Consider the following 23,583-nt stretch of genomic DNA (forward strand, 5'->3'; position numbering starts at 1 on the left):
GCTTAACGTAAATATTGGGGCAGTTATTCTGCCCCAAGTCTGAAGGATGTTAAACCCATAAAAGAATGGCTAATAATTGTGGTGAAATGATCCGTAAGAACATGGTGAGCGGATAGACTGTCGCATAGGAGAGTGCTGCGGCACCGCTTCCTTCTTTCAGTTCATTGGCGAAAGCAAGCGCAGGAGGATCCGTCATTGACCCCGCTAACAGGCCACAAAGAGAAAGATAATTTAATTTTACATATAAACGTGCAATGATACCTACAATCATTAATGGTACAAGAGTGATGAAAATACCGTAGCCCATCCATTCAAGACCGGAACCATTGGTGAGTGTGTCCACAAAGCTACCGCCAGATTTTAAACCGACTACAGCAAGGAAGAGCACAATACCAATTTCGCGCAATGCCAAGTTCGCACTCGGTGGCATAAACCAGTAGAGTTTTCCGATAGAGCCAATTCGAGCCAAGATCAATGCGACGACTAACGGTCCGCCTGCTAGCCCTAATTTTAATGCCACAGGGAAACCTGGAATATAGAAAGGAATGGAGCCGAGTAATACCCCTAAGCCAATCCCAATAAACACTGGCAACATTTGTACTTGTAACAGTTTCTGTTTGGCGTTCCCGATCACTGAAATTGCTTGGTTGAGAATATCAGTTTTACCCACCATGTGTAATACATCACCAAATTGAAGTGTTGTATGTGCAGTTGGTACTAATTCGACACCTGCTCGGTTTAAACGTGAAATGACTACACCGTATTTTTGATGAATGCCGAGATGACGAATTTGTTTTCCGAGCACTTTTTCATTTGTCACGACCACTCGCTCAGAACGAATTTCTCCACTTAAGCTTGCGACTGGAACATCAACTTCTTCCCCGATAATCAGATGCATTTTTTTCAAGCCTTCAGGGTTACCAACTAAATGTAAAATATCATCAAGCTGAACATTGGTATCTGCTTTCGGCACAATAACAAGCTCACCCCGTTTCAAGCGAGAGCAGACGACATCTTCATCATCAAAACCTGGAATTTCAATCAAATGGATACCATTGAGATTAGTATTGGTGACTTTCAGAGACATGCTTTTGAGTGCTTCTTTGTCATGACCACTTTCTTTTTCAAAATTTGCTGCTTCTTTATCCACTTTAATTTTAAAGAAAAGACGAATAAGCCACATAGAAAGTAAAATGCCACAAATTCCAAAAGGATAAGCCATTGCATAGGCCATCCCCATGTTAGACGTCGTCTGCGACATGCCTAATTCAGAAAGAATTTGCTGACCCGCACCGAGAGATGGGGTATTGGTGACTGCACCGGAGTAAATACCAAGCGCGACATCAAGAGGAATATCCGCCAGCTTATAAATGAGAATTGTCACCACTGCACCAAGTGCAACGATTAAAATGCCTAACCCATTTAAGGTTAAGCCTGATTTTCGTAAGGAAGCAAAAAAGCCCGGCCCCACTTGAATACCAATCGTATAAACAAACAGAATTAAGCCGAACTCTTGCACGAAATGTAATGTATGGCTATCTAATTTAATGCCATATTGGGTGGTAAAATGGGCAACTAAAATCCCACCAAATAGCACGCCCCCAATACCCAGACCTACACCTTTAATTTTAAAATGCCCGATCCATAGGCCAATCACGGCAACGAGGGCAAGCAAACTAATGGTAATCGCAGTTTCACTCATACCGACCTCTAATTTATTAAAAATTTAACTATTTTGGATTATATCAATTAGATTTCTTACCCGCTTGTGACAAAGTCAAAAAATGTTATCTCCATCACATTTTTTCTTGCTTAAAAATAAACACCGCCTAAAATGACCGCACTTTTTTGATTTTATAGGTTGATTATGGATTACGCTCAAGAGGCCATTAATTCGCTTTTATGGATAGCAAAAACATTAGCGATGACGGCTGTCGTGTTTAGCTTTGGTATTTTCTTATTAGTCCGTTTTACCCACTGGGGGAAACAATTTTGGCAATTTGCTGGTGGTTATCTTTCACCACGCCGAAGTATTAAACCTTTGCTATTTTTCTTGTTAATTGTAGCGATGACATTGGTCAGTGTGCGTATTAGCTTGGTGCATTCCGAATGGTATAACAATATGTACACATCCTTGCAGGAATTTAATGAACCTGTGTTTTGGGATCAAATGGTGCTGTTTTGTGTGATAGCGACAAGTTCAGTGATTGCTGCATTGCTGAGCTATTATTTAGAGCAACGTTTTTCTATTGATTGGATCGAATGGTTGAATGGTCAGCTAGTGGATAAATGGATGAATAATCGCGCGTACTATAAAACGCAGTATGTTTCCGCTAACTTAGATAACCCCGATCAACGTATTCAACAAGATGTGCAATCCTATGTGCGAACCACGCTCTCTTTAAGTACCGGGGTGATTGATGCTGTCACCTCTATGATTTCTTACACGATCTTATTGTGGGGATTAGCGGGACCAATGATGGTATTTGGTACTGAAATTCCACGCATGATGGTATTCTTGGTATTTGCTTATGTGATTATCACTACCGCGATTGCATTCCGTTTAGGGCGTCCGTTAATTATGCTGAATTTCGTCAACGAACGCTTAAACGCTAACTATCGTTATTCTTTAATTCGCATCAAAGAATATGCGGAAAGTGTGGCATTTTATGCGGGGGAGAAAGTTGAGAGCAGCCAACTTTATAAACAATTCGGTACGGTGATCAATAACATGTGGGATATTGTTTATCGAACCTTAAAATTCTCTGGTTTTAACCTAGTAGTAAGCCAAGTTTCCGTTGTGTTCCCTTTGTTAATTCAAGTGGGGCGTTATTTTGAGAAACAAATTAAACTCGGCGATCTGATGCAAACGCTACAAGTATTTGGTAAGTTGCATTCAAATCTTTCCTTCTTCCGTAATTCTTACGATGGTTTTGCTGGATACAAAGCCACATTGGATCGTTTAACTGGCTTTAGTTATGCGATTGATATGGCGAATCGTCAATCTACTTCGCATTTACACGAACATGAAACTGACGTGATCTTTAAGGATTTAAGCATCAGTAATCCATTTGGAAAAACCTTAATTGAGAATTTAAATTTAACACTGCCACAAGGTTCAACCCTATTAATTCAAGGTCATTCAGGCGTGGGTAAAACCACGTTATTGCGAACAGTAGCAGGGCTTTGGGTGTATTCAGAAGGGGATGTGTATTGTCCACCCCATCAGCTTTTCTTATCGCAAAAACCTTATTTACCACAAGGCAGCTTATTGACTGCGCTGGCTTATCCGAATGAAGAAAAGGCCTTTAATCGTGATGAGATGATTGAGGTATTAAAACAAGTGTCCTTAGGCCATTTACAAGATCGTTTAGATCAAGAACAAGATTGGACACGAATTCTTTCTCTCGGTGAGCAACAACGTTTGGCTTTTGCTCGTTTGTTATTACATAAACCGAAAGTAGCATTCCTGGACGAAGCCACGGCGAGTATGGATGAAGGCTTAGAAGATAATATGTATCGTCTATTAAAAGAATGTTTACCTCATACAACGGTTATTAGTGTGGGGCATCGTTCAACCTTGCAAGCTTTCCATAAGCAACAATTGATGATTTTAGGTAATGGCGAGTGGCAATTCACTGACCGAAATCTCGTATAAAACACCATTAAAATTGACCGCACTTACCTTGTTAGAAAAAATAGTGAGGTAAGTGTGGATGAACAAAGCAAAAAATCCTGTTATCAAACTCGATTTTTTGATACATTTAGCACAATTTTTTTCTATGCTCAGAAATGAGTAATTTTTCACCAAACTAATGACGGAATTCTTATGTTATTCAAAAAAATTCGTGGTTTATTTTCAAATGATCTTTCTATCGATCTAGGTACAGCAAATACATTAATTTACGTGAAAGGCCAAGGTATCGTACTTGATGAGCCTTCAGTTGTGGCAATTCGTCAAGACCGAATGGGGGCATACAAAAGCATTGCGGCAGTAGGTAAAGAAGCAAAACAAATGCTTGGTCGTACTCCGAAAAGTATCGTGGCTATTCGTCCAATGAAAGATGGTGTAATTGCTGATTTCTCTGTGACAGAAAAAATGTTGCAATACTTTATCAAACAAGTACATAGCGGTAACTTTATGCGTCCTAGTCCACGCGTACTCGTTTGTGTACCGGCTGGTGCAACTCAAGTTGAACGTCGTGCAATCAAAGAATCAGCATTAGGTGCAGGTGCACGTGAAGTTTATTTAATTGAAGAGCCAATGGCGGCTGCAATCGGTGCAAACTTGCCGGTTTCTACAGCGATCGGTTCAATGGTCATTGATATCGGTGGTGGTACCACTGAAGTGGCGGTGATTTCTTTAAACGGTATCGTGTATTCATCTTCTGTACGTATTGGTGGTGACCGTTTTGATGAAGCGATCATCTCTTATGTTCGTCGCACTTTTGGTTCTGTTATTGGTGAGCCAACTGCAGAACGTATCAAACACGAAATTGGTACAGCTTACATTCAAGAAGGTGATGAAATTTTAGAAATGGAAGTGCACGGTCACAATCTTGCTGAAGGTGCGCCTCGTTCATTCAAATTAACCTCTCGTGATGTACAAGAAGCCCTTCAACAACCATTAAATGGTATCGTTGCAGCAGTGCGTACAGCACTTGAAGAATGTCAACCGGAACACGCAGCAGATATTTTTGAGCGTGGTATGGTGTTAACGGGTGGTGGTGCTTTATTACGCAACATTGATGTATTGTTATCAAAAGAATGTGGCGTACCGGCAATCATTGCAGAAGAACCATTAACTTGCGTAGCTCGTGGTGGCGGTGAAGCAATCGAAATGATTGATATGCACGGCGGCGATATTTTCAGCGACGAAATTTAATTTCTAAAAGTGCGGTCAGAAAAATCGACGTTTTTAATTCGTCTGATTTTTTGACCGCACTTTTCCTTTCAACCCTAGGACAGTGAATGAAACCCATTTTTGGTAAAGCACCACCATTAGGTATCCGACTCACATTAGCGGTGATTGCTTCGATGACACTCATTTTAGTTGATGGGCAAACCTCATCAATGACAAAGGCGCGTAGTGTCATGGAAACGGCTGTCGGAGGCTTATATTACCTTGCGAATGGGCCAAGAACAGTTCTAGATAGTGTATCAAGCAACTTGGTGGATACCAATAAACTGCTTATTGAAAATAAAGTATTGCGTGAGCAGTTGCGTGAGAAAAATGCCGATCTTTTATTATTGGATCAACTCAAGGTAGAAAACCAACGTCTTCGTTTACTTCTTAATTCGCCTTTACGCACGGATGAATATAAAAAGATTGCAGAAGTGCTTACCGCTGAAACTGACGTTTATCGTCAGCAAGTGGTGATCAATCAAGGGGAACGTGATGGCGCTTATGTCGGTCAGCCCGTGATTGATGAAAAAGGGATGATTGGACAGATTATATCTGTGGGCGAAAATACGAGCCGAGTATTGCTTTTAACTGATGTGACTCATTCAATTCCAGTACAAGTTTTACGTAATGATGTTCGTGTGATTGCGAGTGGTACAGGACACTCTGATGAGCTTACCTTAGATAATGTGCCTCGTTCCGTGGATATTGAAAAAGGCGATTTATTAGTAACTTCGGGTTTGGGCGGACGTTTTGTAGAAGGCTATCCTGTGGCAGTCGTACAAAGTGTGTCTCGTGATGGCTCAAATTACTTTGCAACGGTGAAAGCGAAACCTTTGGCTGAGTTAGATCGTTTACGTTATCTGCTTTTACTTTGGCCGAGCAATCTTGATATGTCGAAAGTCAAATCTATGTCACCGGAAGAAGTGCGTCGTCTTGTACAGCTGCGTTTGGAAAGCCAAGCTCATGAAGCAAAACATTCTGTGAGAAAAACCAAAATTATGGATGAGCAATCGGATAGCTCTCAACCACATACAGGAAAAGAAATCGTGGATCCTGAAATTCCGACCACAATGCCTCAACAAGAGGAACCGGTTTCTCCAGATCAACAAGAACATAGGGATGAAGACTAATGCAAGGGCGTTTTATTTTTCAATGGGCGACCATTTTATGCTTTTTTGTTGTGGCATTAGTGATGGAGTTAGCGCCATGGCCAGCAGGCTTTCAAGCCTTTAAACCTTCTTGGTTGATTTTAGTCTTGCTTTACTGGACCCTTGCTTTACCTGATAGAGTAAGCATTGGTTTGGCATTTTTACTCGGAGTTTTATGGGATATTGTGCTAGGCTCTATTTTAGGCGTGCATGCGCTGGTACTTTCTATTACCTTCTATTTTGTTTCTAAATATTACTTAATGTTGCGTAACCTTTCCTTGTGGTTTCAAAGCTTATTAGTACTTCTTTTCGTTTTTGTCATTCGAGTGGCTATTTTCTTGGTTGAATTTTCTTTGCATGGTGCATTTTTTAATTGGCAGGAAATCTTTGGTGCTGTTGCATCTGGCGTCTTATGGCCTTGGGTATTCTTATTGATGCGTACTGCGCGTCGAAGAGTTGGATTGAATTAATCATAAAAAAGCTGATGAAGAAGTTCATCAGCTTTTCTTTTTAGTTTTTACGACGATAGTTTGTTTTTCTCGTCGAAGTATTTCTCGTTTGGGGCGTAGAATGGTGCTTTAAACGATAAGGTTTTGGAATATCACTAATCAATGAATTCGGGTCATATTGACTGACGGGAATAGAATGACCAATGTATTCTTCAATTGCCGGTAAATTCATCGCATATTCTTCACAAGCAAAGCTGATAGACACACCACTTTCACCTGCTCGACCAGTACGACCAATACGGTGAACGTAATCTTCTCGATCATCGGGTAAATCAAAGTTGAAGACATGAGTCACGTCTGAAATATGCAATCCACGCGCCGCAACATCAGTTGCCACGAGAATATCGAGCTCACCATCTGCAAATTGTTTGAGCAATGAAAGACGTTTTTTCTGTGCCACATCACCCGTGAGTAATCCAACACGATGGCCATCTGCTGCTAAATAGCCCCAAATTTCTTCACATTTATGTTTAGTGTTCGCAAAAACAATACAACGCTCCGGCCATTCCTCTTCCATTAATGTCAGTAAGAGAGGGATTTTGTCTTCATTTGACGGATAGAAAAGTTCCTCTTTAATTCGATGTCCCGTTTTTTGTTCTGGTTCAATTTCAATGTATTCTGGGGAATTCATATCTTCAAAGGCAAGTTCGCGCACTTTGTAAGAGAGTGTAGCAGAAAAGAGCATGGTGAGGCGTTCTTGCGGAGAAGGACACTTGCGTAATAAATAACGAATATCACGAATGAATCCTAAATCAAACATACGATCCGCTTCGTCCAATACCACGACTTGAATGTCATCTAAACGAATAATGCCTTGTTTAACATAATCAATCACACGACCAGTAGTGCCAATTAAAATATCTACACCGGCTTCGATAGCTTTGAGCTGTTTATCATAGCCATCTCCACCATAAGCAAGTGCGGTTCGTAATCCACTTGTTTTAGCTAATAATTCTGCATCATTATTAATTTGCACAGCCAGTTCACGGGTTGGTGCAAGAATTAATGCGCGAGGTTGAGAGGTGGCAAAATCAGGTTGATGTGTTAATAAGTGATGAAAGGTTGCCGTTAAAAATGCCATGGTTTTACCCGTGCCGGTTTGCGCTTGGCCGGCAACATCTTTTCCTTGTAACGTGATAGGTAATGATAATGCTTGAATCGGGGTACAATATTCAAACCCCTTGTCTTGTAGGGCTTTTTGTACGATAGGATGTAATGGAAGATCAGCAAATCGCTGCTGGCTTAAATAATTTTCTTGCATGATAAATAATGGTTCTCAGAAATAAATAGGGCTAAGGATAGCACGAAGTCGGAAAAATATCCTTAAAAATTACGAGCTTATTAATAAGATTAAGCTTGTGATTGAGCTGATTGGGTTCGTTCCCATTTTCTTGCGATATAGCTACAAGTTGGGTGCAATGTCAGCTTTTTAGCTTGGATAAAATGAATTAAGGCTTGATAGAGTTTGTCCGCCACACCTTGTCCTCGAAGAGAATCATCAACAAACGTGTGATTAGCATTAATGGTATCGGGTGTTTCATAAAAATAGGTGAGTTTTGCGATTTTCTTGCCTTGTTCATCGAGTAAGAAAAACTCGCCCTGTTTACCATTATCATGATGCTGAAGACTCATTTGATACTCCATTCATCACTGAGATTGGGATCCATGGCAAAATCAGCAGTATCACTTGGAATGGCTTTTTCTTCTGCAGCCCATTCGCCTAAATCAATGAGTTGGCAGCGTTTGCTGCAAAAAGGGCGAAATTGACTTTCCTGCGTCCAAGGCACTGGCTTTTGACATGTTGGGCAGGGTACTTCAAAAATTTCATCTGACATCTTTCTTTCTCGATTCACTTAAATAAAATTGGTGCAATTCTAGCACTTTTTGTTTTAAGTGCGGTAAGTTTTCTGGCAATTTTGCATCATTTGAAATGATATCATCCGCCCATTTTAATCTTTCTTCTCGGCTGACTTGTGCATTCATAATAGCTTGAATTTGCTGAATATTATTATGATCTCTCGATGATGCACGAGCGAGTTGAGTCTCAGGTTTAACATCGATAACAAGTATGCGATCGCAAAGCGTGGTGAGCTTGTTTTCAATAAGCAGTGGAACGACAAACAAGGTATAAGGAGCGGTCTGAGCATTTAACTGTGCTAACATTCTTTCTCGAATAGCAGGATGTAATAAATGATTGAGCCAGTTTTTCTCATTTTCGTCTGCAAATACTTTTTTTCGTAGCTCAGCTCGATTTAATTCGCCTTCTTCAGTCAAAATCGATTTTCCAAAGTGCTCAGCAATTTGAGCAAGTAGCGGCGAGCCTTTTTCAACCACTTCTCTTGCCACAATATCGGCATCAACAATAGGGACACCAAGTTCAACAAAAAGATTTGCAATTGTGCTTTTTCCACTACCGATGCCGCCAGTGAGGCCCACAATATAAGTCATAAGATTCCTTGCTACTTGATTTAGAGGGGATGTTTCGCATCTATCCTTTAAATATAATATTTTCCAATGTTGCCAATATATTACATTTATAAGGTTATTGCACTGGTGACGATTAACGATATGCAAAGAAAGGGCGCAAAAGGTAAAACAGGTTTACGAGAAATCCAATAGACTATTATGCCTAATAGACAGGCAATGAATAAGAAAAGTGGTAAGTATTCGATGGTGAGATAAGTGCCGATTCCCAAAGCGAGCCAATAATCGCCACGACCTAACGCTTCCTTCTTATAAAACCATTTAGACAAATGATAGATGATATAAAAAACACTGAAAAAACTAACCGCACTTTCTAAACTTTGAGAAAGCGTCAGAATTGAAAATTCTTGATGTGCGCCGAATAGCCCCAGGAAAAATAAAAATAGGCAAGGTGTTGGTGAAATCAGTTGATAATGCCAGTCTAGCCAACTGATAACAAAGATGAGACTAAGCGTAATCGCGAGCCATAAAGTAAACAATTCATCCTGAAGAAAATAATCGAGTACAGCAAAACAGAGTCCGAATCCTAAAAAATAACGAAAAATATGACCACACTTTTGAGATTGAATCAATGCTTTTTCGCTATGGAAAATAGGCCTGTTTTCGGGATAAAGTTCGACATAGTTCAGATAAATTTCTTGTTGAAGGTTAGGAATAAAACGATCAATATAAAACCAAGCAAAGATGCCCGCTAAACCACCCAATAAGAAAAAGGCGAATGTCATCATTGGATTACCGAACCCATATTAAAAATTGGCAGATACATCCCCATCATTATGATACCAATTAAACTACCAATAATGAGCATCATTAATGGCTCTAAAAGTTGGGAAAGTAAATCAATTTGATGATTAAGCTTTTCTTGATAGTTGTCAGCAATATGGCGCAACATCAACGCAAGTTTTCCACTTTTTTCGCCAATTTGTAGCATTTGCTGCGCTTCCATTGGGAAAAGATGGCTACTGACGCTTTCTGAAAATGGATAACCTTGAGAAACCCACTGTAAAATTGACCGCACTTCTTGTTGTAGCAGGATATCGCCTTTTAAAGTACGTTGTGTTTGCCAGGTTTGCTGTTTGGGAAGAAAACTATTTAACGCAGGCGTTAAGGCTACACCGGATTGAAGCATTAATTGCAGATTATGGCTAAAACTGATTAAACGAGAAAGGCAAATGATATTGCCCCAAATTGGCATGCGACTAATCAGTGCATTCTTTTTTTGATTTAGCCAAAGAGAATGTTTTAATGCCATCTTTAGCATAAAAATAGCGAAAATACAGACAATCATCAAGGCGATAAAATGATGTTGTAGGAATTGAGACATGGCTAATAACACAGCAGTTAATGTAGGCAGTTCAGCGGAGTTTTCACCATACATTTCAGCAAATTGTGGTACAACGAAGAGTAATAAAATCAACGTAAGTGAAAGCGAAATACCTAATACCATGGCGGGATAAAGCATAATTTTTTGTAATTTTCGTTGAAGCGTTAATGATTGCGTTCGACGTTCTGCAATTTTAGTGCATACCTCCGCCAGTTTTCCTGTCATTTCCCCCACTTGAATGAGCTGAATTTCTTGAAAATTTAAATACTTTCCTTGTATTTCCAAGCTTTGTGAAAACGAAATGCCACTTTCAATTAATTCAATTAAGGCGCCAAGCCATTGATGCAATCCCAATTGCGTGCAGTTATCTTGCAAAATGTGCAATGCATTTTTTAATGGAATGGCAGAGCTGAGCAGAGTAGCTAGCTGATTTAATAAAGCACTGATTTCAGCATTTTTAGGTTTCTGATTAAGTTGCCAATCTTGTTGCAAGCGAATTCTACTAAAACCTTTTGCAATTAACAGAAATTGTGCGGCTTGTTTAGATTGAGCAACAAGACTGCCTTTTTGCCATTGTTGTCGCTGGTCATAGGCTTGAAAATAAAAGAGTTTTTGCTTTGCCATAGTGATACCTATTTTTTGCCTAACACGCGTTGAATCTCATCGAGATCGGTGATGTGATCTTTTACTTTTTCTAACGCGCTTTGATAAAGTGAATCGAAATCAGTTTGGTAGCGATTGTTTTTGCATTGTAAAAATTGATATACCCCAATTCGACCTCGGTATCCCTGATGGCAATCGCAAGAATCACTGAAATGTTGACCGCACTTTAAGCAACGTTTACGCACCAATCGTTGTGCGATAACTAATAAGAGACTGTTTTCAATTTCGTGAGATTGAATGCCTAGTTGTTGCAAGCGTGAAATCGCTGAGATGGCATCGTTGGTATGTAAGGTAGAAAGCACTAAATGGCCGGTTTGAGCGGCTCTTAATGCCATCAATGCACTTTCTTCATCTCGAATTTCACCAAGCATAATAATGTCGGGATCTTGTCGTAAAAATGTACGAAGTAATCGGCTAAAATCTAAACCGATTTGCGGATTCACTTGAGTTTGAATAATACCTTCTAATTCAATTTCAACGGGATCTTCTGCTGTCATAATATGTTTATCTGGCGTATTGAGCCATTGAAGTGCGGTATAAAGCGAGATACTTTTTCCGCTTCCTGTTGGTCCAGTTACAAGAATTAAACCTTGAGGTTGGCTGAGCGCGTGTTGAAATTGGATTTGTTGCTTTTGTGTCATGCCAAGTTCAGCAAAACTTAACTGAACTGGTTTATTTTGTTGTAATCGTAATACCGCTTTTTCTCCCCAATGTGTGGGCAAGGTAGAAAGGCGGAAATCTAAAATATCGGAGAACGTGGTTTTGAATTGAAAGCGGCCATCTTGTGGTAGCCGAGTTTCACTGATATCCAGTTTAGCTAAGAGTTTTAAACGAGAAATCACACGATTGGCGAACGCTTTACTGATTACCGGCTGTGGCTGTAGTACGCCATCAATACGTAAACGAATTAAGAGTCCACTTGGCTGAGTTTCTAAATGAATATCGGAGGCATTTTTTTGTAGGGCTGTTTCAAAAATACTATTTAATAATTGAATAACGGGTTCATCTTCATTAGATAAATTAGCAGCGTTTTCGTCTTCAGAATGATGATAAAACGTTGTTTGGTCTTCTATTTGATTGGCTTTAGGGGCAAGGGATTGTAAAAGTTGTTTGAGTTGAGTCGTTTCAAATAAAATCGGTTCAACTAATTTTCCACTTAAAAAAGCAAAGGTTTCACAAGCTGCAAGATTATTTAGCGAATCCACCGCAAGCCATAAATGGTGTTCGTCTTCTTTAAGAGGGAGCGCAAAGTAACGCAACAGTAAAGCTTGTTGCTGTTGGTTTTGTTGCCAATATTGTGGCGAGATATGATAAATCTCGCCATTTTTTGCGATTGCTTGATAGGCCATGTTTCGCTATTTGGTAGGAGAGCAGAAACCCGCAGGGAATAAATCCGCATTGCTTGGGCAAGCGGTTGTCCAGGTAACACCTGATGAGGTTGAGCCTGTCGCCGTTAAAGAATAACTGATCCCATCTAATGCACCATTTCCTGTTACCGTAATCACACCCGATTTCGTGGTAATGGATTTAACATAACCTTTTGCAGTAGTGATGTCTGCTGCAATGCCATTTGAACCACCAGAACAGTTTGTCGGGGCATTGGTGCTATAGACACATAACTCCACATCAGATTTATAAGGTGCCGAAGCTTGTAACAATTCGGAGATAGCCGCTTTTTTGGTATAATTTTGATAAGACGGAATGGCGATCGTCGCGAGAATAGCAATAATCGCAATCACGATCATCAATTCAATTAACGTAAAACCTTTATGTAAAGGTTTAGAAAAAGTCAGTTTCATTAAATTAAATTTCCTTTTGGTTGAATAAAAAAATGCCAGGATTGGCTGCAACATTGTGTAAAAGGGAAAAATGAAAGTGAAACTGACCGCACTTCTTTTGCGATCTCGATCGCAAAAATAAAATTTAATCGCAGAAAAACAGATGAATAAGATAAAAAATGGCTGGTTAAGCCAGGCAAGAAAAGTGATTTCACCACATTTTGATGAACGTCCTGATGTAGAGGATATTTCATTACTCGTCATTCATTACATCAGTTTGCCGCCAGAACAATTTGGTGGGGGATATGTAGATGATTTTTTCCAAGGTAAACTCGATCCAACCATCCATCCCTATTTTGAGGAAATTTATCAATTTCGCGTGTCTGCCCATTGTTTAATTGAACGGGATGGTAAGGTGACACAATATGTCAGTTTCGATGACAGAGCATGGCATGCAGGGCTTTCTTGCTTTGAAGGACGCGATAAATGTAATGATTTTGCGATTGGGATTGAGCTAGAGGGCAGTAATGAACAACCTTTTACAGCGGAGCAATATCAAGCACTTGCTGAATTAACACGAGATATCATGCAGGCGTACCCGAAAATAACGCTCGATCGTATCGTTGGGCATTGCGATATTTCGCCTGGTCGTAAGATCGATCCTGGTCAATATTTTGAATGGGAACGCTATTTAGCGTTAGTCAAAAAAGGCTTGGATGAAAAATAACCACTAAAATTTTTACTTTAATGTGAATAAGATGATTTCTGTGAATAAGCGTTATCTTCATGAAATTAAAGATAAAATTTCTTCTCAAAAATCGATGGTAAAATGCTAAGAAGAGTTATGCAACAGTCACCATTTGCTCAATCACAATTTTATCCACAGAAATATTGAATAACTCACAGCTGTTATTTTTTCATCAGACAAGATATGTTTAAATTAAAAAATGGCTGAATTTTTGACCGCACTTTGATGAGAAAAAGTGCGGTCATTTTTTTCGAGAAATTTTTGAGCAAATATTATTTAAAAATGAAAAAAGTGAAGTGAGAAAAGCTGTTTTTGATCTTTATACACAGTTAAATTTAGGCTATCCAAGTGTTACCCACAGAGTTATCCACAATAGGGTAAATATGCCCATTCGGTTGATAAAAAAGCGAATTTATGAAACAATCTGCAAATTATTTTTGTACAAAATTTAAGGTGAACGATAGTGATCGATTTTGATGGCTACCGTCCAAATGTAGGCATTGTCATTTGTAATCGCAAAGGGCAGGTGCTTTGGGCTAAACGATACGGGCAGAATTCGTGGCAATTCCCGCAAGGGGGAATTAATGATAATGAAAGTGCCGAACAAGCCATGTATCGTGAATTACATGAAGAGGTTGGCTTGCAACCTAAAGATGTGAAGGTGCTTTACGCGTCTAAACATTGGTTGCGTTATAAGCTGCCGAAAAGATTGCTGCGTTATGACAGCAAACCCGTGTGTATTGGGCAAAAACAACGTTGGTTTTTGTTGCAATTAGTGGGTGATGAAAAAAATATCAATATGAACACGACAAAATCACCCGAATTTGATGGTTGGCGTTGGGTGAGTTTTTGGTATCCCGTACGTCAGGTTGTGTCCTTTAAGAAAGATGTTTATCGCAAAGCGATGAAAGAGTTTGCTCAAGTGATGTTTGGCAACGAAAAAACATTGCTTGAAAATACGCAAGAGCATGAGACAAATAAACCTTATCATGCGCCGCGTAAAAATGGTTTTTCTAAATATCAAAAACGTTCATCTTATAAATCAAGGGGGCAATAATGCTCACTTTTATTCTACTTTGTTTACTTGTCGGGTCTGTTGTTGGTTTTCTTGCGGGATTATTTGGCATTGGTGGTGGGTTAATTATCGTCCCTACCTTGGTTTATTTATTGCCGATGGTAGGCGTACCTGAACCCTTGCTGATGTCCACCGCATTAGGGACTTCATTTGCAACTATTGTGATTACCGGATTTTCTTCTGCACAGCGTCATCATAAACTAGGCAATATAGTTTGGAGTGCAGTTAAAGTATTGGCACCGATGATCATGATTTCGGTCTTTATCTCTGGTTTGTTTATTGGCAAGCTTGATCGTGATGTATCCGCTAAAATCTTTGCCTGTTTAGTTGTGTATTTAGCGGCAAAAATGGTGATTTCTATTAAGAAAAGCACAGGGAAAACCAAACCTTTAACAACGCAAGCTTCTGTTATTGGGGGTATTTTAATTGGGATGGCATCTAGTGCAGCGGGCGTAGGTGGTGGTGGTTTTATCGTGCCATTTTTAAATTCCCGCGGTATTGATATGAAAAAATCCATTGGTTCTTCTGCATTCTGTGGCGCACTTCTTGGTTTATCTGGCATGTTGAGTTTTATGGTGAGTGGTTGGGGTAATCCTTCTATGCCAGATTATTCCCTAGGTTATGTTTATTTGCCTGCCGTGCTTGGTATTACGGGCACTTCATTCTTCACTTCTAAACTAGGGGCAACAGCAACCTCCAAACTCCCTGTCCCAACCTTGAAAAAAGGCTTTGCCTTGCTATTAGTTGCGATCGCAGTTGATATGTTTATTAAATAAGGAATGTTATGAATTCAGAATTTTTGATGCTTCCGCATTTTGATCCGACTATTTTCACTTTCGGTGATAGCAATATTGGGCTGCGTTGGTATGGCTTAATGTATCTATTAGGTTTCATTTTTGCTCGTTGGTTAGCTGTTCGTCGAGCAAATCAACCGAATAGTGGTTGGACCGTCGAACAAGTGGATACGTTACTTTTTAATGGCTTTATGGGCGTATTTTTAGGTGGTCGCATTGGCGATGTCTTTTTCTATAACTTCGATCATTTTGTTCAAGATCCGCTGTATTTATTCCGTGTTTGGGAAGGGGGAATGTCATTCCATGGTGGATTAATTGGGGTGATTATCTCAATGATTTGGACCTCTTATTCTCAAAAAAGAAGTTTCTGGCAGACAGCAGATTTTGTTGCGCCTTTGATTCCATTTGGTTTAGGGATGGGACGAATTGGTAACTTCATCAATTTAGAACTTTGGGGACGAGAAACGGATGTGTCTTGGGCTATGATTTTCCCAAATGATCCATTGTTATTACCTCGCCATCCTTCACAGCTTTATGAGGCCTTCTTAGAAGGTTTCATTTTGTTTATTATTCTGAATGTCTTCATTAAAAAGCCTCGTCCTGTAGGTTCGGTAGCTGGATTATTCCTGGTTGGTTACGGGATTTTCCGTTTTATCGTTGAATATGTTCGTGAGCCTGAAGTGGAATCTTTCTTAGGCATCATGACACGTGGCCAGGCTCTTTGCTTACCTATGATTATTGGCGGTGGATTAATTATAGCATGGGCATACAATCGCGCGAAAAGTGCGGTTTATCAGTAAGGAGTTTTTTATGAAACAATACTTAGATCTTTGTCGACGCATTGTAAATGAAGGTGAGTGGGTTGCTAACGAGCGTACTGGTAAGCGTTGTCTTACAGTAATTAATGCGGATTTAGAATATGATGTTGCTAATAATCAATTCCCCTTAATTACCACGCGTAAAAGTTACTGGAAAGCAGCAATTGCGGAGTTTTTAGGTTATATCCGTGGTTATGATAATGCGGCAGATTTCCGTAAACTTGGCACCAAAACATGGGATGCCAATGCCAATGAAAATGCCGCTTGGCTTGCTAATCCACATCGTAAAGGCACCGATGACATGGGCCGCGTTTATGGTGTACAAGGAAGAGCATGGCGTAAACCGAATGGCGAAACCATCGATCAACTTCGTAAAATTGTGAATAATTTAAGCCGAGGTATCGATGACCGTGGTGAAATCCTGACTTTCTTCAATCCAGGCGAATTTGACCTAGGCTGTTTGCGTCCTTGCATGCACACACATACTTTCTCTTTAGTAGGCGATACATTGCACTTAACGAGCTATCAACGCTCTTGTGATGTGCCACTTGGCTTAAACTTCAATCAAATTCAGGTCTTTACTTTCCTTGCTCTAATGGCGCAAATTACTGGTAATAAATCGGGTAAGGCATATCATAAAATTGTAAATGCGCATATTTATGAAGACCAACTAGAGTTAATGCGTGATGTGCAATTAAAACGTGAACCATTCCCTTCACCGCAATTAGAAATTAATCCTGATATTAAAACCCTTGAAGATCTTGAAACTTGGGTGACGATGGATGATTTCAAGGTGGTGGGCTATCAATCTCACGAACCAATCAAATATCCTTTCTCTGTTTAGGCATTCAACGTGTGGTCAGATTTAGACGAGAAATTTATGCAACACGCCCTGATGCTTGCCGATCGTGCAGAAGCGCTCGGTGAGATTCCTGTCGGGGCGGTGTTGGTGGGTGATGAAGGAAATATTCTCGGTGAAGGCTGGAATTTATCTATCATTGAAAATGATCCGACCGCTCATGCTGAAATTGTCGCATTGCGTAACGCAGCGCAAAATATTCAAAATTATCGCCTTCTCAATACCACACTCTATGTCACCCTTGAGCCTTGTACTATGTGTGCGGGCGCGATTTTGCATAGTCGAATTAAACGTTTAGTCTTCGGTGCATCAGATTATAAAACGGGGGCTGTAGGTTCTCGCTTTCACTTCTTTGATGATTATAAAATGAATCACGCGTTAGAAATTACGTCTGGCGTGTTGGCAGAAAAGTGCGGTCAGAAATTGAGTGATTTTTTCAAGAAAAGACGAGAGCAAAAAAAAGAAGAAAAGCGGGAAAAGAATCTCCCGCTTGATGTAGAGCCACAATCTTAAACTTGCCAATCAATTTCAGTTAAACCATTTTGTTTTAAATATTCGTTAGTTTTAGAAAAATGATGACATCCTAGAAAACCACGATGTGCCGAAAGTGGAGAAGGGTGGGGGGCAGTTAAAACATAATGACGATTGCGATCAATAAATTGCCCTTTTTTCTGAGCATGACTTCCCCAAAGTAAAAAGACTACTTTTTCACGATGTTCATTAAGTGCTGCAATCACTTGATCTGTAAAAACTTCCCAACCAAACTTAGCATGTGAATGAGCTATGCCACGTTCTACGGTCAGCACAGTGTTAAGCAGCAGCACACCTTGCTCCGCCCATTTCACCAAGTAACCATGATTTGGCATGTGAAAACCAGGAATGTCGTTAGCCAATTCTTTATACATATTCAGTAGAGAAGGGGGAATTGCAACCTCAGGTTTCACCGAAAAAGCTAAACCGTGCGCTTGATTTGGGCCATGATAGGGATCCTGTCCTAAAATGACGACTTTCACCTCATCAAATGCCGTATACTTAAAGGCATTAAACACTTCGTCTTGCGGTGGGTAAATGGTTTTCCCCGCGAGTCGCTCTTGATGAACTTGTTGTAGAATGTGTTTAAAGTAAGGTTTTTCTTTCTCTTGACCGATAACATCTGTCCAGGTTTTCATTCTGTATTTCCTTATTGGATAAGCTTGAGCACATTATAAATGAAATTGCTTAGAAAGGCTTCATCCGAGTTATGTTAATACTTTGTTAAAAGTTAGAGTGTGTTGAGGCCTTGCTGTGGCTGAAACTTTAATCTAGATCAATTTTTAAAAATTAGTCAGAAAAAAGAACCTGTTTTAGGTCAAAATTAATTGAATTCTTCAAATAGTTTGATAAAATTTGCACAGTTTAATAAATATACAACCGCCAAATTAGGAGGCACTTTATGATCAAAGGTATTCAAATTACTCAAGCAGCAAATGACAATCTTTTAAACTCATTCTGGTTATTAGACAGCGAAAAAAATGAAGCTCGTTGTTTATGTGCAAAAGCTGAATTCGTAGAAGACCAAGTAGTAGCAGTAAGCGAATTAGGCCAAATCGAATACCGTGAATTACCGGTAAACGTAGCACCAACTGTTAAAGTTGAAGGTGGTCAACACTTAAACGTGAACGTATTACGTCGTGAAACGTTAGAAGATGCAGTAAACAACCCGGATAAATACCCACAATTAACTATCCGTGTTTCTGGTTACGCAGTACGTTTCAACTCTTTAACGCCAGAACAACAACGCGACGTTATTACTCGTACTTTCACTGAAAGTCTATAATTTCAGTTTGAATGAAAAAAGAAACCCCGAAGTAATTCGGGGTTTTGTTTTATCTAAAAGGTTTGAAAATTTGACCGCACTTTTCCCTTTCATCCCTAGCGATTTCCGCGCTTTTCAGGTACAATCCGCCAGTTAAATTTAATGATTTTTGAGAAAACTAATCTATTTATGAAGAATATTCGCAACTTTTCTATTATTGCCCATATTGACCACGGTAAATCGACCCTTTCTGACCGATTAATTCAGACCTGTGGGGGACTTTCGGATCGTGAAATGGAAGCGCAAGTGTTGGATTCCATGGATCTTGAGCGCGAGCGTGGCATTACCATTAAAGCGCAAAGTGTAACCTTAAATTATCAAGCGAAAGACGGTGAAACTTACCAATTAAACTTTATCGATACACCAGGACACGTGGACTTCTCTTATGAAGTATCGCGTTCTCTTGCGGCTTGTGAAGGGGCATTGTTAGTTGTGGATGCAGGACAGGGCGTAGAAGCCCAAACCTTGGCAAACTGCTATACGGCCATTGAAATGGATTTAGAAGTCGTGCCGATTTTGAATAAAATCGACTTACCGGCAGCGGATCCTGAACGTGTTGCAGAAGAAATTGAAGACATCGTGGGTATTGATGCGATGGAAGCGGTACGTTGTTCGGCGAAAACCGGTGTGGGTATTGAAGATGTATTAGAAGAAATTGTTGCGAAAATTCCTGCGCCAGAAGGTGATCCTGAAGCACCGTTACAAGCCTTGATTATTGACTCCTGGTTCGATAACTATTTAGGCGTGGTGTCATTAGTTCGTATTAAAAATGGCGTATTGCGTAAAGGCGATAAAATCAAAGTAATGTCTACTGGACAGGCTTACAACGTTGATCGTTTAGGGATTTTCACGCCAAAACAAGTGGATACGACGGTATTAAATACTGGAGAAGTAGGTTGGGTTGTTTGTGCGATTAAAGATATTTTAGGTGCACCAGTAGGGGATACCTTAACCCATCAACACAATCCAGCAAGCCATGTATTGCCAGGTTTTAAGAAAGTAAAACCGCAGGTTTATGCTGGTTTATTCCCAGTTAGCTCTGACGATTATGAGGCTTTCCGTGATGCATTAGGTAAATTAAGCTTAAACGATGCGTCGCTTTTCTATGAGCCAGAAAATTCGACGGCTTTAGGTTTTGGTTTCCGTTGTGGTTTCTTGGGGCTTTTACACATGGAGATCATTCAAGAGCGTTTAGAGCGTGAATACGATCTTGATTTGATTACCACAGCACCAACTGTAATTTATGAAGTTGAAATGACCAATGGTGAAGTGGTTTATGTGGATAGTCCATCAAAACTGCCACCATTAAATAATATTGCGGAAATTCGTGAGCCAATTGCAGAGTGTAATATGCTCGTGCCACAGGAATTCTTAGGTAACGTGATTACTCTTTGTGTGGAAAAACGCGGTGTGCAAACTCATATGGTATATCACGGTAACCAAATTGCGTTAACTTATGAAATCCCAATGGGCGAAGTGGTATTAGATTTCTTCGACCGCTTGAAATCGACTTCTCGCGGTTATGCCTCTTTGGATTATGGTTTCAAACGTTTCCAAGCAGCGGACATGGTGCGCGTGGATATTATGATCAACGGTGATCGTGTTGATGCGTTAGCATTAATTGTTCATAAAGATAATGCACCTTACCGTGGTCGTGAATTAGTTGAAAAAATGCGTGAACTGATTCCACGTCAACAATTTGATATCGCGATCCAAGCCGCGATTGGCAACCATATTATTGCGCGTTCAACTGTAAAACAATTGCGTAAAAACGTATTGGCGAAATGTTATGGTGGTGACGTGAGCCGTAAGAAAAAACTCTTACAGAAACAGAAAGAAGGTAAAAAACGAATGAAATCTTTAGGTAACGTGGAAGTACCGCAAGAAGCGTTTTTAGCGATCTTACATGTAGGTAAAGATAAATAGGAAAGTAGAGCAATGTCGAATGTATTTTTTATTCTGTTGTTAGCCGTAGGCTTTGCCGGTTGGAAAGCGTTAGATTATTTCCAACTACCTAACACATTCAGTATTTTGTTGCTGATTTTGACCGCACTTTCCGGCATTTTATGGTGTTATCACCGCTTTGCTGTGATGCCGAGACGTCGTCGTCAAATCGCACGCGCAGAACAACGCTCAGGCAAAGCGTTAACGGATGAAGAAAAAGCGAAAATTGAGCCAATTTCAGAAGGTTCAGAATTTATTTCTTCGCTTTTCCCTGTGTTATCCGTGGTATTCCTTGTACGTTCATTTATTTTTGAACCGTTTCAAATTCCATCAGGATCAATGCAAGCCACATTATATGTAGGGGATTTTATTGTCGTGAATAAATACACTTATGGCATCAAAGATCCGATTTTCCAAAATACGATTATTGAAGGCAATAAGCCCGAACGTGGTGATGTGATCGTGTTTAAAGCACCGGAGCAAGCGTTGCTTCATACTAGCTTAGGGGCAACGCGAGCAGCATATGCTGAAAACCTTGCGTTAACATCTAAAAACAATATGTCTGGAGCAGATTACATTAAACGTATTGTGGGTAAAGGTGGCGATCGCATTATCCTTGATGTTGAAAAAAGCGCTTTAACAATTGTTCACGGTAAAGATGGCAAACCTTGTGAAATAGACTGCCAAGCGAAAGTATTTGAATATAAACAAGAACCAACTAATCCAGCATTCCCAACTCAAGTGGAATATTTGGAAATCGGTGATGTGACACATAAGATTTTAGTCGAGCCAATGCGCCGTTATTCGGGGATTGAGTTCTATCCACAAGAAGGCTTACCTGCTGCAGAATGGATTGTGCCTGAGGGGCAATATTTTGTGATGGGAGATAACCGTGATCATAGTGATGACAGCCGTTTTTGGGGATTTGTACCAGAAAAAAATATCGTGGGTAAAGCCACTTATATTTGGATGAGTTTAGAAAAAGAACCAAATGAGTGGCCAACAGGCTTCCGTTTAGACCGTTTCTTTACAAAAATTAATTAATATGAATCATTTAGATCGACTAGAACGAAAAATTGGTTATCAATTTTCCGATCTAAAAAACTTAAAATTGGCACTGACACACCGCAGTGCCTCCACTCAACATAATGAACGCCTAGAATTTCTAGGTGATTCTATTCTCAATTATGTCATTGCGGATGCGCTTTATCATCAATTCCCTCGTTGTAATGAAGGTGAACTAAGCAGAATGCGTGCAACATTAGTTAGAGAGCCAACTCTGGCAATGCTCGCCCGCAATTTTGAGCTTGGAGATTATATGTCCTTAGGTTCAGGGGAATTGAAAAGTGGAGGCTTTCGTCGAGAATCTATTTTGGCAGATTGTGTGGAAGCGGTAATTGGCGCAATGGCATTGGATTCAAGCTTTGATAAAGCGGCAGATATTGTGCGTAGCTGGTATAAAACGTTACTCGCTGAAATTAAGCCGGGTGATAACCAAAAAGATGCCAAAACACGTTTGCAAGAATATTTACAAGGTAAGCATTTCGCTTTACCAACCTATGAAGTAATAAAAATTGAGGGGGAAGCACATTGCCAAACCTTCACCGTAGAATGTACGGTAAAAAACGTACCAAATATTGACCGCACTTTTATTGCGAAAGGTTCTAGCCGCCGTAAAGCAGAACAAGCGGCCGCAGAACAAATTTTAAAAATATTGGAAATAAAATGACCGAATTAAATCAAGAACAAGAGACCTATTGTGGCTTTATCGCTATCGTAGGTCGCCCAAATGTAGGGAAATCTACCCTGTTAAATAAAATTTTGGGACAAAAAATCTCGATTACGTCTCGCAAGGCGCAAACTACGCGTCACCGTATTGTGGGAATTAAAACGGAAGGTATCTACCAGGAAATTTACGTCGATACGCCGGGACTTCATATTGAAGAAAAACGCGCAATTAACCGTTTAATGAACCGTGCAGCAAGCTCAGCAATAGGGGATGTGGATCTCATTATTTTTGTTGTAGATGGTACACATTGGAATGCCGATGATGAAATGGTGTTAAATAAATTACGTAATGCCAAAGCGCCTGTCGTACTCGCCATCAACAAAGTTGATAACATCAAGAATAAAGATGATTTATTGCCATTTATTACCGATTTAGGCAGTAAGTTTAACTTTGCTCACATTGTGCCAATATCCGCGCAACGTGGTAATAATGTCCATCAATTAGAGAAAATTGTTCGTCAATCATTACGTAAAGGCGTTCATCACTTCCCTGAAGATTATGTAACGGATCGTTCACAGCGTTTTATGGCGTCAGAAATTATTCGTGAAAAATTAATGCGTTTCACAGGGGAAGAGCTACCTTATTCGGTAACAGTTGAAATTGAACAATTTAAAGTAAATGAACGTGGTACTTATGAAATCAATGGCTTGATTTTAGTTGAACGCGAAGGCCAAAAGAAAATGGTGATCGGTGCTCAAGGACAAAAAATTAAAACCATTGGTATGGAAGCGCGCGCTGACATGGAACGCTTATTTGATAATAAAGTACACCTTGAACTTTGGGTAAAAGTGAAGTCCGGTTGGGCGGATGATGAACGTGCCTTAAGAAGTTTAGGTTATATGGATGAATAAAAAACTTGAGTAATACTCTATACCGTCCTATTATTAGA

General features: G+C 39.9%; 25 protein-coding genes. 15 read left to right on the top strand and 10 right to left on the bottom strand.

What is annotated here, in order from left to right; genetic code table 11:
* Nucleotides 1–49: 49 nt before the first annotated feature.
* Nucleotides 50–1,702 (bottom strand): putative transporter, encoded by a 1,653-nt coding sequence (locus tag RDV53_RS06490; RefSeq protein ID WP_005695496.1) that lies wholly within the window; start codon nt 1,700–1,702, stop codon nt 50–52.
* A gap of 165 nt (nt 1,703–1,867) precedes the next feature.
* Between RDV53_RS06490 and RDV53_RS06495 the strand changes: the two genes are divergently transcribed.
* The 4 genes from RDV53_RS06495 to mreD all read left to right on the top strand — a co-directional run bounded on the left by RDV53_RS06495 (nt 1,868) and on the right by mreD (nt 6,524).
* A complete protein-coding gene (locus RDV53_RS06495; protein ID WP_005695497.1) occupies nt 1,868–3,658 on the top strand; it encodes an ABC transporter ATP-binding protein/permease in 1,791 nt (596 codons plus the stop codon).
* Between the two features lie 171 nt (nt 3,659–3,829).
* Nucleotides 3,830–4,885, top strand: a complete 1,056-nt coding sequence (locus tag RDV53_RS06500) for a rod shape-determining protein (protein WP_005695498.1) — start codon at nt 3,830–3,832, stop codon at nt 4,883–4,885.
* Nucleotides 4,886–4,971: 86 nt separating this feature from the next.
* Nucleotides 4,972–6,036: a rod shape-determining protein MreC gene (mreC, locus tag RDV53_RS06505; RefSeq protein WP_005695499.1), complete on the top strand. Its 1,065-nt coding sequence runs from the start codon at nt 4,972–4,974 to the stop codon at nt 6,034–6,036.
* Nucleotides 6,036–6,524, top strand: coding sequence for a rod shape-determining protein MreD (mreD, locus tag RDV53_RS06510; protein WP_005695501.1), 489 nt, complete (start codon nt 6,036–6,038; stop codon nt 6,522–6,524). Before mreC ends, mreD begins: the two co-directional genes overlap by 1 nt.
* A gap of 40 nt (nt 6,525–6,564) precedes the next feature.
* Here mreD and rhlB read toward each other — a convergent pair whose 3' ends face one another.
* The 8 genes from rhlB to ppdD form a co-directional block, all read right to left on the bottom strand.
* The gene (rhlB, locus tag RDV53_RS06515; RefSeq protein WP_005695503.1) at nt 6,565–7,824 is read right to left on the bottom strand and encodes an ATP-dependent RNA helicase RhlB; all 1,260 of its coding nucleotides are present in this window, start codon (nt 7,822–7,824) and stop codon (nt 6,565–6,567) included.
* 89 nt (nt 7,825–7,913) lie between these two features.
* Nucleotides 7,914–8,195: a GNAT family N-acetyltransferase gene (locus RDV53_RS06520; protein WP_032822874.1), complete on the bottom strand. Its 282-nt coding sequence runs from the start codon at nt 8,193–8,195 to the stop codon at nt 7,914–7,916.
* Nucleotides 8,192–8,398, bottom strand: coding sequence for a DNA gyrase inhibitor YacG (gene yacG, locus RDV53_RS06525; protein ID WP_005695505.1), 207 nt, complete (start codon nt 8,396–8,398; stop codon nt 8,192–8,194). Before yacG ends, RDV53_RS06520 begins: the two co-directional genes overlap by 4 nt.
* Nucleotides 8,388–9,011, bottom strand: coding sequence for a dephospho-CoA kinase (gene coaE, locus RDV53_RS06530; RefSeq protein ID WP_005695506.1), 624 nt, complete (start codon nt 9,009–9,011; stop codon nt 8,388–8,390). The genes yacG and coaE overlap by 11 nt, the downstream gene beginning before the upstream one ends.
* An 86-nt stretch (nt 9,012–9,097) precedes the next feature.
* The gene (locus RDV53_RS06535) at nt 9,098–9,775 is read right to left on the bottom strand and encodes a prepilin peptidase (RefSeq protein WP_005695507.1); all 678 of its coding nucleotides are present in this window, start codon (nt 9,773–9,775) and stop codon (nt 9,098–9,100) included.
* Nucleotides 9,772–10,995: a type II secretion system F family protein gene (locus RDV53_RS06540; protein ID WP_005695508.1), complete on the bottom strand. Its 1,224-nt coding sequence runs from the start codon at nt 10,993–10,995 to the stop codon at nt 9,772–9,774. The genes RDV53_RS06535 and RDV53_RS06540 overlap by 4 nt, the downstream gene beginning before the upstream one ends.
* Nucleotides 10,996–11,003: 8 nt before the next feature.
* The gene (locus RDV53_RS06545) at nt 11,004–12,383 is read right to left on the bottom strand and encodes a GspE/PulE family protein (RefSeq protein ID WP_005695509.1); all 1,380 of its coding nucleotides are present in this window, start codon (nt 12,381–12,383) and stop codon (nt 11,004–11,006) included.
* Nucleotides 12,384–12,389: 6 nt separating this feature from the next.
* Complete coding sequence (gene ppdD, locus RDV53_RS06550; protein ID WP_005697917.1) at nt 12,390–12,833, bottom strand: prepilin peptidase-dependent pilin; 444 nt, start codon at nt 12,831–12,833, stop codon at nt 12,390–12,392.
* A gap of 142 nt (nt 12,834–12,975) precedes the next feature.
* Between ppdD and ampD the strand changes: the two genes are divergently transcribed.
* The 6 genes from ampD to tadA all read left to right on the top strand — a co-directional run bounded on the left by ampD (nt 12,976) and on the right by tadA (nt 17,619).
* The gene (gene ampD / locus RDV53_RS06555; RefSeq protein ID WP_005695512.1) at nt 12,976–13,539 is read left to right on the top strand and encodes a 1,6-anhydro-N-acetylmuramyl-L-alanine amidase AmpD; all 564 of its coding nucleotides are present in this window, start codon (nt 12,976–12,978) and stop codon (nt 13,537–13,539) included.
* Between the two features lie 484 nt (nt 13,540–14,023).
* The gene (gene rppH / locus RDV53_RS06560; RefSeq protein ID WP_005695513.1) at nt 14,024–14,617 is read left to right on the top strand and encodes an RNA pyrophosphohydrolase; all 594 of its coding nucleotides are present in this window, start codon (nt 14,024–14,026) and stop codon (nt 14,615–14,617) included.
* The gene (locus tag RDV53_RS06565; RefSeq protein WP_005695514.1) at nt 14,617–15,411 is read left to right on the top strand and encodes a sulfite exporter TauE/SafE family protein; all 795 of its coding nucleotides are present in this window, start codon (nt 14,617–14,619) and stop codon (nt 15,409–15,411) included. Before rppH ends, RDV53_RS06565 begins: the two co-directional genes overlap by 1 nt.
* Nucleotides 15,412–15,419: 8 nt before the next feature.
* Nucleotides 15,420–16,229, top strand: a complete 810-nt coding sequence (lgt, locus tag RDV53_RS06570; RefSeq protein ID WP_005695515.1) for a prolipoprotein diacylglyceryl transferase — start codon at nt 15,420–15,422, stop codon at nt 16,227–16,229.
* Nucleotides 16,230–16,239: 10 nt separating this feature from the next.
* Entirely contained in the window at nt 16,240–17,091 is an 852-nt protein-coding gene (locus RDV53_RS06575) for a thymidylate synthase (RefSeq protein ID WP_005695516.1), read from the top strand.
* Nucleotides 17,092–17,100: 9 nt separating this feature from the next.
* Complete coding sequence (tadA, locus tag RDV53_RS06580; RefSeq protein WP_005695517.1) at nt 17,101–17,619, top strand: tRNA adenosine(34) deaminase TadA; 519 nt, start codon at nt 17,101–17,103, stop codon at nt 17,617–17,619.
* Here the strand turns inward: tadA and ung are convergent.
* Nucleotides 17,616–18,290 carry a uracil-DNA glycosylase gene (ung, locus tag RDV53_RS06585; protein WP_256594755.1) on the bottom strand — a complete coding sequence of 225 codons (675 nt, stop codon included), beginning with the start codon at nt 18,288–18,290 and terminating at the stop codon, nt 17,616–17,618. The two genes, tadA and ung, sit on opposite strands and share 4 nt — an antisense overlap.
* A 248-nt stretch (nt 18,291–18,538) precedes the next feature.
* Here ung and grcA point away from each other — a divergent pair, with 248 nt between their 5' ends.
* From grcA to era, 5 genes are all read left to right on the top strand, one after another.
* Nucleotides 18,539–18,922 (top strand): autonomous glycyl radical cofactor GrcA, encoded by a 384-nt coding sequence (gene grcA / locus RDV53_RS06590; RefSeq protein ID WP_005695520.1) that lies wholly within the window; start codon nt 18,539–18,541, stop codon nt 18,920–18,922.
* Nucleotides 18,923–19,090: 168 nt separating this feature from the next.
* Nucleotides 19,091–20,887: a translation elongation factor 4 gene (gene lepA, locus RDV53_RS06595; RefSeq protein ID WP_032822895.1), complete on the top strand. Its 1,797-nt coding sequence runs from the start codon at nt 19,091–19,093 to the stop codon at nt 20,885–20,887.
* Between the two features lie 12 nt (nt 20,888–20,899).
* Nucleotides 20,900–21,949 (top strand): signal peptidase I, encoded by a 1,050-nt coding sequence (gene lepB / locus RDV53_RS06600; protein WP_005695523.1) that lies wholly within the window; start codon nt 20,900–20,902, stop codon nt 21,947–21,949.
* 1 nt (nt 21,950) lies between these two features.
* Complete coding sequence (gene rnc, locus RDV53_RS06605) at nt 21,951–22,634, top strand: ribonuclease III (protein WP_005695524.1); 684 nt, start codon at nt 21,951–21,953, stop codon at nt 22,632–22,634.
* A complete protein-coding gene (era, locus tag RDV53_RS06610) occupies nt 22,631–23,545 on the top strand; it encodes a GTPase Era (RefSeq protein ID WP_005695525.1) in 915 nt (304 codons plus the stop codon). The genes rnc and era overlap by 4 nt, the downstream gene beginning before the upstream one ends.
* Nucleotides 23,546–23,583: the final 38 nt, after the last annotated feature.

This window comes from Haemophilus parainfluenzae ATCC 33392 (assembly GCF_031191205.1).
In the GTDB taxonomy this organism is placed as follows: Bacteria; Pseudomonadota; Gammaproteobacteria; order Enterobacterales; family Pasteurellaceae; genus Haemophilus_D; species Haemophilus_D parainfluenzae.

Coding starts and splice junctions, on each gene's coding strand:
- RDV53_RS06490 (WP_005695496.1), bottom strand. CDS start 1,702: ATGAGTGAAACTGCGATTACCATTAGTTTGCTTGCCCTCGTTGCCGTG.
- RDV53_RS06495 (WP_005695497.1), top strand. CDS start 1,868: ATGGATTACGCTCAAGAGGCCATTAATTCGCTTTTATGGATAGCAAAA.
- RDV53_RS06500 (WP_005695498.1), top strand. CDS start 3,830: ATGTTATTCAAAAAAATTCGTGGTTTATTTTCAAATGATCTTTCTATC.
- mreC (WP_005695499.1), top strand. CDS start 4,972: ATGAAACCCATTTTTGGTAAAGCACCACCATTAGGTATCCGACTCACA.
- mreD (WP_005695501.1), top strand. CDS start 6,036: ATGCAAGGGCGTTTTATTTTTCAATGGGCGACCATTTTATGCTTTTTT.
- rhlB (WP_005695503.1), bottom strand. CDS start 7,824: ATGCAAGAAAATTATTTAAGCCAGCAGCGATTTGCTGATCTTCCATTA.
- RDV53_RS06520 (WP_032822874.1), bottom strand. CDS start 8,195: ATGAGTCTTCAGCATCATGATAATGGTAAACAGGGCGAGTTTTTCTTA.
- yacG (WP_005695505.1), bottom strand. CDS start 8,398: ATGTCAGATGAAATTTTTGAAGTACCCTGCCCAACATGTCAAAAGCCA.
- coaE (WP_005695506.1), bottom strand. CDS start 9,011: ATGACTTATATTGTGGGCCTCACTGGCGGCATCGGTAGTGGAAAAAGC.
- RDV53_RS06535 (WP_005695507.1), bottom strand. CDS start 9,775: ATGATGACATTCGCCTTTTTCTTATTGGGTGGTTTAGCGGGCATCTTT.
- RDV53_RS06540 (WP_005695508.1), bottom strand. CDS start 10,995: ATGGCAAAGCAAAAACTCTTTTATTTTCAAGCCTATGACCAGCGACAA.
- RDV53_RS06545 (WP_005695509.1), bottom strand. CDS start 12,383: ATGGCCTATCAAGCAATCGCAAAAAATGGCGAGATTTATCATATCTCG.
- ppdD (WP_005697917.1), bottom strand. CDS start 12,833: ATGAAACTGACTTTTTCTAAACCTTTACATAAAGGTTTTACGTTAATT.
- ampD (WP_005695512.1), top strand. CDS start 12,976: ATGAATAAGATAAAAAATGGCTGGTTAAGCCAGGCAAGAAAAGTGATT.
- RDV53_RS06565 (WP_005695514.1), top strand. CDS start 14,617: ATGCTCACTTTTATTCTACTTTGTTTACTTGTCGGGTCTGTTGTTGGT.
- lgt (WP_005695515.1), top strand. CDS start 15,420: ATGAATTCAGAATTTTTGATGCTTCCGCATTTTGATCCGACTATTTTC.
- RDV53_RS06575 (WP_005695516.1), top strand. CDS start 16,240: ATGAAACAATACTTAGATCTTTGTCGACGCATTGTAAATGAAGGTGAG.
- grcA (WP_005695520.1), top strand. CDS start 18,539: ATGATCAAAGGTATTCAAATTACTCAAGCAGCAAATGACAATCTTTTA.
- lepA (WP_032822895.1), top strand. CDS start 19,091: ATGAAGAATATTCGCAACTTTTCTATTATTGCCCATATTGACCACGGT.
- lepB (WP_005695523.1), top strand. CDS start 20,900: ATGTCGAATGTATTTTTTATTCTGTTGTTAGCCGTAGGCTTTGCCGGT.
- rnc (WP_005695524.1), top strand. CDS start 21,951: ATGAATCATTTAGATCGACTAGAACGAAAAATTGGTTATCAATTTTCC.
- era (WP_005695525.1), top strand. CDS start 22,631: ATGACCGAATTAAATCAAGAACAAGAGACCTATTGTGGCTTTATCGCT.